Below are 13,211 nucleotides of genomic sequence, written 5' to 3'. Positions count from 1 at the left end.
CATCGCCTACCTTATAACCGGCTGCTGGTTTGATCAATGTAAATGCACTCATAACACCAACTACCAGCGCCAAGGCTAAAAATTTAATTGCTTTCATATTATATACTTGTTTTTTAGGTTGCTTAATTCATTACGGATTTTAGTTCTTTTTCTAAAGCTTCGTAGGTAAACGACTGTTCAAAAAACTTGCGTTTGTTCCCTTTATAAATCACCGTTGCCGGAATTGCACCCGACCAGGCCGTATCGACTTTACTAATCCAGGCGTTGGCATCCGGATCGTTCAGGTAGATCACCTCCGACTGCATATTTTTCTTTTTTACAAACGGTAGCAAATTGGACTCCACTTTTTGTGGCATATCCAGACTCACCAACAGGACTTTTACTTTTTGATCCTTATAGGTCGCATTCAGTTTTTCGAAATGCGGTAACTCAGCTACACATGGTACACACCAAGTCGCCCAGAAATTAACCACATAGGTCGTATCGTTATCCTTTTTTAAAAACGGCTCAAAAGCATTAAAGTCATAAGATGCTACCTTAATTCCATCTTTTTCATAGACTTTAATCGGTTTTGGCTGATCGGCTACAACTGCTTTTTCCGGTTCTGATACGTTTGTTTCGGGTGTGGTTGTTTCTTTTTTACAAGACATAAAGCTGCAAACAGCCAGCATTATTATAATTTTTCTCATGATATAAATCGGGTTTAGGCCACTAAAATTAAGCATTCTAACAGGCTCGAAAATAAATTTAACAAAAAATTAAACAAACATTTGTATATACAATTAAAAACATTACTACATTTGTACCTACAAATTTAATAACACAATGAAAATCGAAGACATCATCAAATCTACAAAAACATTATCACTGGGCAAACGAACAGTGCTAAACATTTTGTACACTCAAAATTTGGTTTCCGAGAAATTCGCTGAGGTATTAAAGCCTTATGAATTATCAAGCGAACAGTACAACGTATTGCGGATTTTGAGAGGCCAAAAGGCAAAGCCAACCAATATGTGTGTGATTCAGGAACGTATGCTGGCCAAAACCAGTAACACAACCCGATTGGTTGACAAGTTATTATTAAAAGATCTGGTAACCCGCGAAGTTTGTCCGGACAACCGTCGGAAAATGGAAGTAACCATCACCGATAAAGGCCTGGAACTACTGGAAGAACTGGATCCAAAAGTGGATCATCACGAACAACTGTTTGCACAAAACCTGAGTCAGGAAGAACAGGAACTTTTAAATGATTTACTGGAACGTTATCGAACAATATAATCAGAAATATACATGAGTAATTTAATAGAAACGCTAAAATGGCGTTATGCAACAAAGAAATTTGATGCTACCAAAAAAATTTCCAACGAAGATTTGGATACCCTTAAAGAAGCGATCCGTTTAAGTGCTTCTTCTTACGGTCTGCAACCGTATAAAGTATTGATCATTGAAAATCCGGAAGTACGTGCAAAATTGCAGCCGGTTTCATGGGGACAATCACAAATTGTTGAGGCTTCTCACCTGCTTGTTTTTGCAAACATGACTGATTTTGGAGCTGAACAAATTGATGCTTTCCTAAACAATATTGTGGAAACCCGTCAGATTCCGATGGAATCGATTGCCGGATACGGTGATTTTATGAAAAGTAAGTTAACCACTTTACCAGCCGACAAACTAAGTAACTGGACTTCTAAACAAACCTATATCGCATTAGGTAATCTTTTAAGTGCTGCTGCCGAATTAAAAATCGATGCCACTCCTATGGAAGGTTTTGAAGCGGAAAAGGTAAATGAAATCCTGGGATTAAATGAACTTGGATTAAATGCTTCCTTAATTGCTACTTTAGGGTACCGACATGAAGAAGATGCTACACAGCATTACGCCAAAGTGCGAAAATCAAACGAAGAATTATTTATCAATTTATAATCAATTAATTAAACCATTTTAAAATCAAATGAAAAATTTAAAATCAATTGCGTTAGCTTTAGTAGTAGCTTTAGGTACTTTATCTGCATCAGCTCAAACTAAAAAAGTAGATGTTTCTAAAAGTACAATCAACTGGGTTGGTAAAAAAGTAACCGGACAACACGAAGGTACTATCAACTTAAAAGAAGGTGCTTTAGTTTTCAAAGGAAAAAAATTAAAAGGTGGTAACTTCACTGTAGACATGACTACAATCAGTGCTACTGACGTTTCTGGTAAATCAAAAGCTGGATTAGACGGTCACTTAAAAGCTGACGATTTCTTTGGTGTTGAAAAATTCCCAACGTCTAAATTAGTTTTCAAAACTATCGCTGACAAAGGTAACGATGTGTATACTGTTACTGCTGATTTAACAATTAAAGACAAAACTAACCCTGTAACTTTCGACATCACTGTAAAAGGGAACACGGCTACAACAAGCTTTAAAGTTGACAGAACGAAATTTGGTATCGAGTACAACTCTGGTTCTATTTTCAGTTCAATCGGTGACAAAGCAATCAACGACGAATTTGATTTAACTGTAAACTTACAGTTCTAATATCCCCTATTATATAATTGCTATGAAAAGGAAAAAGGTGCCGTTATTGCGGCACCTTTTTTTTGTTTCAATAAAAGACCTTAGAATATTTTAAACAACATTCGGATACTGAACACAATAACCAAAAATGCTACGGCTAATATGGCTGTTTTTTGTGGTAATTTCCCGGCCAGTCGTGCCGCTAATGGTGCGGCAATGGAACCACCTAAAATCAGTCCGACTACAATATACCAATGACTGACGCCCAATGAGGCAAAAAACGTAGCCGAAGCCGCCAGTGTTACAAAAAATTCTGCCAAACTCACCGTTCCGACTACATAATTGGATTTGCGTCCTTTGGCCAATAAGGTTGACGTAACAATTGGCCCCCATCCACCACCGCCAAAAGCATCAAAAAGACCGCCCGAAAATCCCAGTAAACCGGTATTTTTTATTTTTTTCCGAACGATTTTTTTCCGAAAAGCGATTAACACCAAACGTATTCCAATGATCATGGTATAGGTAGCCAAAACGGCATACGTAATCGTTTCGTATTTATTTCCGAGGTAAATCAACAGCAAGGCACCGCAAATGGCTCCAACTACACCTGGAATGGCCAACCACAGCAATAATTTTTTGTTGACATTTCCGAATTTGTAGTGCGAAAATCCACTGATTCCGCTGGAAAACATCTCCGCGGTATGAATACTTCCGCTAATCGCCGGTAACTTTATCCCGAACAACATCATACTCGTCGCACAGGTCACACCATATCCCAAACCAACGGCACCATCAACTAATTGGGCAAAAAAGCCAACCAGTACCATTCCGTAAAATGCCGGTGGAATCTCTTTGATATAGCCATTTAGTTCGTCAACCGAAATGATCGACGACAATCCATAGCCAAAAAAGACCGCCAGGAAAACTACGGTAATTTCAAATGTCAGTTCCTTATACTTTTTTCCTTCCCTTTTATCCGTTTCCTTTACCAGTGCTTTGGTTGCTTTGTTTAACGAAACCAATTTGGCCTGAATATCGCCTTTATGTTGTTCGCGAAAAGCATTGAGGTTTTCAATACTATCGCTAATATTTTCCGGAATAGCCTCTTCCAGATGCTCGCGTAAACGACGCGCCAATACAGGGGATTTTCCGTTGGTTGAAATCGCAATCTTAAGATAGCCTTTATTTACGATCGAGCCAAGGTAAAAATCACATAAGTCCGGCTGATCGGCGGCATTGACCAATATTCCTTTGTCATTGGCTTTTTGTTTGATATCCCGGTTTAATGCGGTATTATCCGTGGCAATAATCAGAAAATCGGTCGTATCCAGATCGTTTTCCTCAAAAGACCGCTCCCGAACAATAAGTTGCGGGTGTTTTTGCTGTAACTGACGTAAACCGGAGTTGATCTTTTGCGCCACGACCGTTAAAGTGGTCAACGGATTTTGCCGCAATAACGTTTCGGCTTTTTCCAATCCCACATTTCCGCCGCCAACAATCAGAAACCGATACGAGTCACTTTTTAAGAATATTGGGAACAAATTATTTTTCATGCTTTTTAGTTTTTAATGATAGCGTATGGAATACCGAAAAACGGATAATATCCCGGTCGTAATAGTCCGTTCCGGAAGCGCGTTGCTGGTACCAGTTGAGATAACCGGCCTCAACCGCAAAATCCGGATTGATCCGATAATTAAGTCCTGCATACATTCTGTTTTGATCAAAAGTGTTTTTTACAATTTTACTTCCTGAATTAAGCATTATTTCGTCTTTTAATCGTAGCGTTAATCGTTCTTCCCTAGTGTCTTGCTGTCGCCATAATGGAATGTCCAATCCCAGTTGGTATCGAAAACGGAAACTCGAAAAACGGTAGCCACCGGTTAGTTCGTCATTGGCAAAATCGTGCATAAAACGTGCTTCCATTTTATAGCGATGCGAGATCGTCATAAAGGCTAATTTCTGCTTATTGTCAAAACCGATATCCGGGCGCAATTCGGGAACGATCAGGTTACTTTCGGATTCCGGATCCTGTGGACTTTGTAAAAAATACGTCATCCCAACCGAAGCATTCCAGTTTTCGATTAACTTCCGCTGAATGTTACTGCGAAATACCAATTGATGTTGCGCTCCGGGATTAAAAAAACGCCGCTCCTGAACTTCACTCAGCAACGCCCAGTTTTCGTTAAACCGAATCGTATTATGATAGGCAAACCACAATAACTGCTGATGGGTTACTTTTTTCTGAGCCACGAGTAACAGGGGAAATAACAGGGTTAAAAAGAGTATTCGTATCCTGTCTTTTTTAATTGACGGAAAAGTATTTCCGAAATGTAAAATCCCCAAATGTCTCATAGTGTAAGCGTTCTTTAGTATACTGATCAAAAAGTATATCGAGTTCCGTTAGTATTTCGTTTTCGTTTAATTGTTTTTTATAAATCTGATTCAGGCGATTTCCCAAACGGTCGCCACCCAACATCAGGTTATACTGACCCGGTCCGGTACCAACCAATCCGATTTCCGCCAGATACGGTCGACCACAGCCGTTCGGACAACCCGTCATCCGGATGCTGATTTCGTCCTGATCCAGTTCGTATTTTTTTAGAAACGGTTCGATTTTCGTAACCAGTTCCGGCAAATACCGTTGTGCTTCGGCCAGCGCCAGCGGACACGTAGGCAATGCCACACAAGCCATCGAACTTTTTCGCATCGCACTATCGCGCTCTTCTATCTGATATTTAGCAAGCAACGCTTCTACCCTGCTTTTAGCCGTTTCGGCAATATTCCCTAGAATCAGGTTCTGATTACAGGTAAACCGGAAATCGGACAACTGTAATTCTGCCAGTTCCAAAAGGAATTGCTTTTGATAGGGTTTAATCACTCCATGTTCAATAAACAAGGTATAAAACCATTTCTTTTCGTGGTTTTGCTGCCATCCGTAACGATCGTTTCGTTCGGTAAAAGTATAGGATTCTTCCGGTAATAATTCGAAACCAATCCGTTTTTCCAGTTCCTTTTTAAACGCATCCACGCCAAGTTTATCGACGGTATATTTTAAGCGGGAAAGTTTGCGGTCGCTACGGTTTCCATAATCCCGCTGAATCGTCAGAATCTCGTATACCGCTTTGAGTGTTTTTTCTTCCGTATCGGTAAAACCAATAATCGTCGCCAGTCGCGAATACGTATTCGGATTTCCGTGCGTGGTGGCCAATCCGCCGCCAATCGCGATATTAAATCCTTTCAATTGTCCGTCTTTGATAATAGCAATCAGTCCGATATCATTGGCAAATACATCCACATCGTTCGTTGGTGGAATCGCGATTGCAATTTTAAACTTTCTCGGCAGGTAACGGTCTTCATATAGCGGGTCGGCTTCCGAAGAGCGTTCGTATGCTTTTTCACCGTCGATCCACACTTCATAATACGATTGCGTTTTAGGCAATAACAGGGTTGAAATGGTATCTGCATAATCGTAAATCTGCTGATATAAGGGCGAAACCTGCGGATGCGAACTACAAATTACATTTCGGTTAACGTCGCCACAAGCGGCAATCGAATCGAGTTTTGCCAACAGAAAACCCTGTATTGTAGGTTGTAACTGGTGTTTTAATAAACCGTGTAACTGTAACGTCTGACGGGTTGTGATTTTAAGGATTCCGGTACCGTATTCTTCGGAAATCGCATGTGTCGCCAACCATTGATCGGCCGAAATAACACCACCCGGAATACGCAAACGGATCATAAACGAATAGAGTTTATCCAGTTTTTTTTCGGCTCTTTCCGCTCTTCTGTCGCGGTCGTCCTGAACATACATTCCGTGGAATTTGACCAATGCTTCATCGTCGGGACGTACATTTCCGGTGTGGTTATCGTTTAAACTTTCTTTTAAGGTCCCGCGAAGTCCGTCACTATTCACTTTAATCGTTTCAATCGGGGATAATTTATCGTTACTCATAGTATCGTTCAATTTAATGTTTGCTTAGTATACGTCTTTCAGATAACGTCCTTCTGACTCAAGGTTTTCCAAAATTGTCTTTGCCTCGGCACTACTGATCTTTTTTTCAGTAGCGATAATCTCCAGCAAGGTATTTTCAACATCAGTACTCATCGGTTCTTTTTGACCGCAGATATAGAGATAAGCACCGTTATTCAACCATTCACTCACCGCTTTTGCGTTTTGTTTTAAGCGATCCTGTACATAAATTTTATGTTTCTGATCTCTTGAAAAAGCCGTATCCAATCGCGTTAGTACTCCGGTTGCGAGCCATTCCTGTATTTCGGTCTGATAATAGAAATCGGACACAAAATGCTGCTCGCCAAAAAACAACCAGTTTTTCCCTTCGGCAGCGGTAGCATCGCGGTGCGCCAGAAAACTACGGAACGGAGCGATTCCGGTTCCGGGACCAATCATAATGATATCTTTATCCGGATCGGGCAATCGGAAATTTGGATTTTTATGAATGTAAAACGGAAGACTTCCCTCCTTTGGAAAATCGGCTAAAAACTGCGAACACAACCCGGATTTCGGAATACCGTCTACTGTAAACACATTGCGATTAACCGTTATATGGATTTCTCCGTCGTGCGCTTCGGCAGCCGATGCGATCGAATACAAACGTGGCGCAATGGGCAATAACAATCCGATAACGGCATCGAAGGTGACTTTCGCATCGATTGGATATTTTTGTAGAATATCCAGTAAATCGGCTTTTGTTTCGGTAATAGACACACCCAATAGGTTCGAAAGTGCTTCCAGTGATTTTTTCGAAAGTCCTCTGATATTTTTGGTTTTCAGTTCATCACTACGGGAAGCGGCTTGTAACAATGTTGCAATTTCCAATGTTTCCGTTGTAGCATTTTCCGGATAAAAACCGATCGCATCGCCCGGTTCGTATACCACCGGTTCGTCAGTTTCGATTTCAATATGATGCGTTTCTTTATTCGAACCGCGATCGTTTAAAACGACCTTATGCCGTACAATACCAGTAAACGTTTTCTTTTGTGTTACCGGAGTAGCAACCGATGAATTTACAACCGCTTTTCCAACCGTTATTTGTTGCAGACTTTCCAGGATTTCGGCAAACCATTTTTCGGCAACCGGACTAAAATCCACATCGGCTTTCTGAAACGGCAATGCGCGTTGTCCACCAAGTCGTGCAAGTTGTTCGTCTAGATCTTCACCCGCTTTACAAAACAACGGATAGGACGAATCACCCAATCCTAAAACCGCAAAACGGGTTTTTGAAAGATTGACGTTGCTATTACTGATATTGTCAAAAAATTTAACCGCATTTTGTGGCGGATCGCCTTCACCTTGCGTACTCATGATCACAATCAGAAAGTCTTCTTTTTCCAGTTTTTCCACCGGATATTGAAATGCATCGATCACTTTCGACTGGATTTTGTTTTTTTTGAAAACCGTTTGTAACTGCGTGGCCAGTTTTTTAGAATTACCGGTTTCAGTTCCGTAAATAATCGTTGGTTTTACCGAAACAGGCACTACCGTTTCTTTTGATCCCTGTACGTCATTTTGCGCCAGTAATCCGGCCAGATAGCCATTGGTCCAGATAATTTCTTCACGGGAATACTGTCGCACCAGATCTTTTAGTACCTCTAATTTATTTTCAGCTAGCATGTTGGAAGTTTATTATATGATTATCGAAATACGAAGTGTTTTTAGATTGCTCCCGGAACCAGGCAAATTGTTCGTGCAACTGTACCACTTTCCCGACTATTAATAAGGTCGGTACATAACCAAACTCGGGTAATTCCTTGGTTTTTAATTCTGCAAACGAAAACACCCTGGTTTTTTGATAAGGCGTTGTCGCTTGTTGAATCACGGCCAGTCCTTTAGTTTGATCAACATTGTTGGCTAACAGATAACCGGCCAATTGTTGTAATCGTTGGCCACTCATATAGAAAACAAGGGTATCGTCTGTCGTTCCCCAATCGGCCCATTGCTCCGGAGTGACCGATGCCAGATCGAATAAAGTCAGGAAACGCACACCACGTGCCAATCCTCTCGCCGTTAACGGAATACCGGTATAGGCTGCCGCACCAAAAGCCGCGGAGATTCCGGGTACGATTTCATACGGAATCGCATTGGCTTTGAGTACTTCCAGTTCGTCCAGTATATTCGAAAACAACGATGCATCGCCTCCCTTAAGTCGTACGACCAACTTTCCCTGTAGCGCAAATTCCACCATTAACGTATTGATATCGCTTTGCGGCGTATGGATTCCTTTCGAACATTGTTTTCCAACGTAAATAATGATGGCCTCCTTACGCGCATTATCGGCAATTAGTTGTGGCGCAACCAGACGATCGGTCAGGATTACATCTGCCGTTTGCAGATACCGGATCGCTTTTACACTTATTAAATCGGGATCACCCGGACCGGCTCCGGCTAAAATGACTTTCCCTTTATTTTCTATACTCATTGTTTTTTTAGTTTTCTTAGTTTATTTCAGGATTAATACAGCCCTTCGATCGAAAGGTAACGTTCACCAGTATCATAATTAAAAGTGACAATTGTAGCACCATCCGGGATTTGTGGAATTTTTCGGGCTACAGCCGCCAATGACGCTCCGGTTGAAATTCCGACCAGAATTCCTTCTTCTTTTGCCACCTTACGGGCATAATCAAAAGCTTCATCCTTGCCGATTTGTATAATTTCGTCCAATAATTCCGGTTGTAAAACCGAAGGCACAAATCCGGCTCCAATTCCCTGTAACGGGTGTGGTCCAGGTTCACCGCCACTTAACACCGGTGATAATTCCGGTTCGACAGCGATTACTTGTAGTTTTGGAAATTTGGCTTTTAAAACTTTCGCAACACCGGTAATATGTCCGCCGGTACCTACTCCGGTAATCAGGTAATCGATACCTTCCGGAAAATCTTGAATTAATTCCTGTGCCGTTGTTTTTTCGTGAATGGCTACGTTAGCCGGGTTATCAAACTGTTGTGGCGACCAGGCATTCGGGATTTGCGTTACCAGTTCGTTGGCTTTTTCGATGGCGCCTTTCATTCCCTTTTCCCGTGGTGTCAGTTCAAATTCGGCACCATAGATTTCCATTAATTTCCGACGTTCGATACTCATCGATTCCGGCATGACCAGAATGACCCGATAGCCTTTAACGGCACCAACCAAAGCCAATCCGATACCGGTATTTCCTGAAGTTGGTTCAATAATAACGCTCCCCGGTTTCAGGATGCCTTTTTGTTCCGCATCTTCGATCATCGCCAACGCGATACGGTCTTTAATACTATTACCCGGATTGTTTTTTTCGAGTTTGATCCATACTTTTTTGGAGTCTCCAAAAAGCTTCTGAAGTCGGACAACCGGTGTATTTCCTATTGTTTCTAAAATTGTATTTGCTTTCATGATTCTATTTTTTTAGTTGTTTTATATGACAAAATTGATGGGCTCCGGAAAGGGAGCTTTGTTTTTAATGACGATCTCACTTTTGTGATAAACCAGTGATTTTTTGGGAACCGACTGCGTGATCCATACATTTCCGCCGATAATGGCATCATCGCCAATATGCGTTTCGCCACCCAAGATGGTTGCATTGGCATAGATGATCACATTGTTACCAATCGTGGGATGTCTTTTTTCTTCGGCTTTATCTTTACTCACGTTTAAGGCGCCCAATGTCACACCCTGGTATATTTTAACATCATTACCAATAACTGTCGTTTCTCCGATGACCACACCTGTTCCATGATCAATAAAAAAACGAGCACCGATTTTTGCTCCCGGATGGATGTCGATACCGGTTTTGCTATGTACATATTCTGAAATCAATCTTGGAACCACCGGTACGTGACTTTTCCAGAGCAAATGCGCCAGACGGTAGACTACAATGGCAAAAAAACCGGGATATGCCGCGAGTACTTCATTTCTGGATTTTGCCGCCGGATCGAAATTAAAAATGGTTTCTAAATCGGCTTCCAGTAAGTCGTGAACGGTTTCCAGTGATTCAAAAAAGGTGTTTGTTACGATTTGGGCTTGTTCATCTGTCAGTACGTATTTTACTATTTCGGTCAGTTCCGACTGCAATTCCTTTTCTTTTTCCAAGAAGACGGTATAATTGTCCAATTCGGCATCGATCGCAAAAAGCCAGTTAAACAGCTTTTCGATCCATATCCCGGTTTTTACCTTATCGGGAATCCGTTCGTGGTTTCCCTTATTTTTTCGGTATAACGGATGTTCCATTGCTTTAGGGTAAAAACATTAAAGCACCTACCGTATTGAACGTTGTTTCGTCGACCAAAATGGCATTTCCGTTTCGGGAATTTTCGGCAAAAGGATCAAAAAACAACGGCTGACTCGAACGTAGGGCAATCTGACCAATGTCATTAATGCCAAGTTCATGCGTCTGATCAAATTGCCATTGGTTGACATCCCATTTCCGATCGACCGCCTGGATTTTTACGCGTACTGTTTTAAAACGATGTTGTAGCAGATAGGTTTTTCCGATTTGTAATGGTGCCGTATCCAACCAGCAAATCCAGGCTTTTAATTCATTTGACGTGAGCGGTAAGGCATTGGCTTTTACAATCGTATCGCCTCTACTGATATCGATATTATGCCCCAGATGAAGTACCACATTGTCACCAGCCGTAGCCTGATTGACCACTTCCTGATGCCTTTCAATTTTTATAATTTTTGTTTCAATTCCCGAAGGTAAAATCACTACCGAATCGCCTGTGGCATAACTTCCGCTTAGGATTTGCCCGGCATATCCGCGGTAATCGTGATTTTCCTCATCTTTAGGCCGAATCACCCATTGCACCTGAAAACGGGCTACGAGATTTTCTTTTGTCGGAATCTCAATATGTTCCAGCGTACTTAACAATGCATCGCCTTCAAACCAGGGCGTGTTTTCCGATTTCGTTACGATATTATCGCCCACCAGTGCGCTAACGGGGATATATGCGATTTCATCATAGGTTAATTCCGAACGAATCGCTTCAAAATCGGCTTTAATCGTATTAAAAACCGCTTCAGAATACTCCACTAAATCAATTTTATTGATCGCGATAATGGCCTTTTTGATCCCCATTAACGAACCCACACTCGCATGACGTTTGGTTTGCGTGGTAATTCCTTTACGCGCATCCACCAGAACAATGATCAAATCGGAATTTGACGCTCCGGTAATCATATTCCTAGTATATTGTTCATGTCCGGGCGCATCGGCGATGATAAATTTCCGTCTCGAAGTGGCAAAATATTTATAGGCCACATCGATCGTAATTCCCTGTTCCCGTTCGGCTCGAAGTCCGTCGGTGATCAACGATAAATCGATCGCAACATTTTCCTGTTTGGTTTGCTTTTGCAAAACGCCCAACTGGTCGGTATGAATACTATCGGAATCGTAAAGCAAACGCCCGATCAGCGTACTTTTACCATCGTCTACATTTCCGGCTGTTATAAATTTTAATGTGTTCATTTTTTATGTTTTTAGAGGTGTTGTTTTTAAAAATAACCTTGTTTTTTACGGTCTTCCATTGCGGCTTCCGATAATTGATCATCCAATCGGGTTTGCCCTCTTTCGCTAATCCGCGTCTGGATAATGTCATCGATTATATCCTGAATCGTTTCGGCATCCGACGGAACAGCCGCCGTACAGGTCATATCGCCAACGGTTCGGTAGCGCACTTTTTCCACAACCACGGTATCGGTAGGAAGCGGCTGAATAAATTCGGAAGTTGCGACCAGTTTATCCTGATGTACGATACATTCCCGGTTATGAGCAAAATAGAGTTCCGGCAATTCGATAGCCTCTTGCTGGATATAATTCCACACGTCCAGTTCCGTCCAGTTGCTAATCGGGAAAACGCGGACATTATGTCCTTTCTGGATTTTTCCGTTTAGGATATCCCACAATTCCGGGCGTTGTAATTTTGGATCCCATTGTCCAAAATCGTCCCGAACCGAAAAGATGCGTTCCTTGGCCCGCGCTTTTTCTTCGTCACGACGCGCTCCACCGATACAGGCATCAAATTCATTTTCCTGAATAATATCCAGTAACGTATAGGTTTGCAAGGCATTACGCGACGGAAAACGCCCCGGTGTTTCCTTCAGATTGTATTTTCGGATACTGTCTTCCACCGAACCGACAATTAACTTTTCGCCAATCCGATCGACCAGATAATCCCGAAAAGCAATGGCTTCCGGAAAATTATGTCCCGTATCGATATGTACCAACGGAAACGGAAACTTCCCCGGTCGGAACGCTTTTAAGGCCAGATGTACCAAGACAATCGAATCCTTTCCGCCGGAAAACAACAAGGCCGGTTTTTCGAACTGTGCCGCGGTTTCGCGAAGAATGTATATCGCTTCGTCTTCTAATTGTTTTAAATATTCTTTTGTAGCACTCATATCTTTTATTTTAGGGTTGTTTACTGATGTAGTCCGCATTCTTTTTTGGAGGTTTCTTCCCACCACCAGCGACCGGCACGGAAATCGTCACCTTCTTTTATGGCTCTGGTACAGGGTGCGCAGCCTATACTGACAAAGCCTTTATCGTGTAAAATGTTATAGGGTATACCGTTTTTTTCGGCGTAGTTTTTCACTTCCTGAGTCGTCCAGTGCAATAGCGGATTGTATTTGTACAACTGGTATTGCGCGTCCCATTGTACGATTTCCAGATTGTTCCGGTTCGCCGAGTGTTCGGCGCGAAGCCCGGTTATCCAAACCGTTGCT

At 41.9% G+C, this 13,211-nt stretch carries 14 protein-coding genes; 3 read left to right on the top strand and 11 right to left on the bottom strand.

What is annotated here, in order from left to right; translation table 11 throughout:
* Positions 1-122: 122 nt before the first annotated feature.
* Positions 123-689, bottom strand: a complete 567-nt coding sequence (locus tag Q1R07_RS07770) for a TlpA family protein disulfide reductase (protein WP_300488203.1) — start codon at positions 687-689, stop codon at positions 123-125.
* A gap of 136 nt (positions 690-825) precedes the next feature.
* Between Q1R07_RS07770 and Q1R07_RS07765 the strand changes: the two genes are divergently transcribed.
* The 3 genes from Q1R07_RS07765 to Q1R07_RS07755 are packed head-to-tail and all read left to right on the top strand — an operon-like array spanning position 826 to position 2,521.
* Positions 826-1,281, top strand: coding sequence for a MarR family transcriptional regulator (locus Q1R07_RS07765; RefSeq protein ID WP_300488200.1), 456 nt, complete (start codon positions 826-828; stop codon positions 1,279-1,281).
* Positions 1,282-1,293: 12 nt separating this feature from the next.
* Positions 1,294-1,926 carry an NAD(P)H-dependent oxidoreductase gene (locus Q1R07_RS07760; RefSeq protein ID WP_300488197.1) on the top strand — a complete coding sequence of 211 codons (633 nt, stop codon included), beginning with the start codon at positions 1,294-1,296 and terminating at the stop codon, positions 1,924-1,926.
* 28 nt (positions 1,927-1,954) lie between these two features.
* Entirely contained in the window at positions 1,955-2,521 is a 567-nt protein-coding gene (locus tag Q1R07_RS07755; protein ID WP_300488194.1) for a YceI family protein, read from the top strand.
* A gap of 80 nt (positions 2,522-2,601) precedes the next feature.
* On the opposite strand, the gene Q1R07_RS07750 is transcribed toward Q1R07_RS07755, so the two are convergent.
* The 10 genes from Q1R07_RS07750 to Q1R07_RS07705 form a co-directional block, all read right to left on the bottom strand.
* Positions 2,602-4,053 (bottom strand): TSUP family transporter, encoded by a 1,452-nt coding sequence (locus tag Q1R07_RS07750; RefSeq protein ID WP_300488191.1) that lies wholly within the window; start codon positions 4,051-4,053, stop codon positions 2,602-2,604.
* Complete coding sequence (locus tag Q1R07_RS07745) at positions 4,043-4,852, bottom strand: DUF2490 domain-containing protein (protein ID WP_300488188.1); 810 nt, start codon at positions 4,850-4,852, stop codon at positions 4,043-4,045. Before Q1R07_RS07745 ends, Q1R07_RS07750 begins: the two co-directional genes overlap by 11 nt.
* Positions 4,803-6,452: an NADPH-dependent assimilatory sulfite reductase hemoprotein subunit gene (locus Q1R07_RS07740; RefSeq protein WP_300488185.1), complete on the bottom strand. Its 1,650-nt coding sequence runs from the start codon at positions 6,450-6,452 to the stop codon at positions 4,803-4,805. Before Q1R07_RS07740 ends, Q1R07_RS07745 begins: the two co-directional genes overlap by 50 nt.
* Positions 6,453-6,476: 24 nt before the next feature.
* Entirely contained in the window at positions 6,477-8,132 is a 1,656-nt protein-coding gene (locus tag Q1R07_RS07735) for a flavodoxin domain-containing protein (protein WP_300488182.1), read from the bottom strand.
* Positions 8,122-8,937: a uroporphyrinogen-III C-methyltransferase gene (gene cobA, locus Q1R07_RS07730; RefSeq protein ID WP_300488179.1), complete on the bottom strand. Its 816-nt coding sequence runs from the start codon at positions 8,935-8,937 to the stop codon at positions 8,122-8,124. The genes Q1R07_RS07735 and cobA overlap by 11 nt, the downstream gene beginning before the upstream one ends.
* Positions 8,938-8,969: 32 nt before the next feature.
* Positions 8,970-9,881: a cysteine synthase A gene (cysK, locus tag Q1R07_RS07725; protein ID WP_300488177.1), complete on the bottom strand. Its 912-nt coding sequence runs from the start codon at positions 9,879-9,881 to the stop codon at positions 8,970-8,972.
* Between the two features lie 21 nt (positions 9,882-9,902).
* Positions 9,903-10,715 carry a serine O-acetyltransferase EpsC gene (gene epsC / locus Q1R07_RS07720; protein WP_300488174.1) on the bottom strand — a complete coding sequence of 271 codons (813 nt, stop codon included), beginning with the start codon at positions 10,713-10,715 and terminating at the stop codon, positions 9,903-9,905.
* 4 nt (positions 10,716-10,719) lie between these two features.
* Entirely contained in the window at positions 10,720-11,955 is a 1,236-nt protein-coding gene (locus Q1R07_RS07715) for a GTP-binding protein (protein WP_300488171.1), read from the bottom strand.
* Between the two features lie 26 nt (positions 11,956-11,981).
* The gene (gene cysD / locus Q1R07_RS07710; RefSeq protein WP_300488168.1) at positions 11,982-12,887 is read right to left on the bottom strand and encodes a sulfate adenylyltransferase subunit CysD; all 906 of its coding nucleotides are present in this window, start codon (positions 12,885-12,887) and stop codon (positions 11,982-11,984) included.
* A gap of 20 nt (positions 12,888-12,907) precedes the next feature.
* Positions 12,908-13,211: phosphoadenosine phosphosulfate reductase family protein (locus tag Q1R07_RS07705; RefSeq protein ID WP_300488166.1), on the bottom strand; the 304-nt coding region annotated here is incomplete at its 5' end.

This window comes from Flavobacterium sp., from assembly GCF_030146175.1.
Lineage (GTDB): Bacteria > Bacteroidota > Bacteroidia > Flavobacteriales > Flavobacteriaceae > Flavobacterium.
This window is presented reverse-complemented; position numbering and strand designations above follow the sequence as displayed.

What these genes read in the sequence shown, in the direction of transcription:
- Q1R07_RS07770 (WP_300488203.1), bottom strand. Translation starts at nt 689, where the DNA reads ATGAGAAAAATTATAATAATGCTGGCTGTTTGCAGCTTTATGTCTTGT.
- Q1R07_RS07765 (WP_300488200.1), top strand. Translation starts at nt 826, where the DNA reads ATGAAAATCGAAGACATCATCAAATCTACAAAAACATTATCACTGGGC.
- Q1R07_RS07760 (WP_300488197.1), top strand. Translation starts at nt 1,294, where the DNA reads ATGAGTAATTTAATAGAAACGCTAAAATGGCGTTATGCAACAAAGAAA.
- Q1R07_RS07755 (WP_300488194.1), top strand. Translation starts at nt 1,955, where the DNA reads ATGAAAAATTTAAAATCAATTGCGTTAGCTTTAGTAGTAGCTTTAGGT.
- Q1R07_RS07750 (WP_300488191.1), bottom strand. Translation starts at nt 4,053, where the DNA reads ATGAAAAATAATTTGTTCCCAATATTCTTAAAAAGTGACTCGTATCGG.
- Q1R07_RS07745 (WP_300488188.1), bottom strand. Translation starts at nt 4,852, where the DNA reads ATGAGACATTTGGGGATTTTACATTTCGGAAATACTTTTCCGTCAATT.
- Q1R07_RS07740 (WP_300488185.1), bottom strand. Translation starts at nt 6,452, where the DNA reads ATGAGTAACGATAAATTATCCCCGATTGAAACGATTAAAGTGAATAGT.
- Q1R07_RS07735 (WP_300488182.1), bottom strand. Translation starts at nt 8,132, where the DNA reads ATGCTAGCTGAAAATAAATTAGAGGTACTAAAAGATCTGGTGCGACAG.
- cobA (WP_300488179.1), bottom strand. Translation starts at nt 8,937, where the DNA reads ATGAGTATAGAAAATAAAGGGAAAGTCATTTTAGCCGGAGCCGGTCCG.
- cysK (WP_300488177.1), bottom strand. Translation starts at nt 9,881, where the DNA reads ATGAAAGCAAATACAATTTTAGAAACAATAGGAAATACACCGGTTGTC.
- epsC (WP_300488174.1), bottom strand. Translation starts at nt 10,715, where the DNA reads ATGGAACATCCGTTATACCGAAAAAATAAGGGAAACCACGAACGGATT.
- Q1R07_RS07715 (WP_300488171.1), bottom strand. Translation starts at nt 11,955, where the DNA reads ATGAACACATTAAAATTTATAACAGCCGGAAATGTAGACGATGGTAAA.
- cysD (WP_300488168.1), bottom strand. Translation starts at nt 12,887, where the DNA reads ATGAGTGCTACAAAAGAATATTTAAAACAATTAGAAGACGAAGCGATA.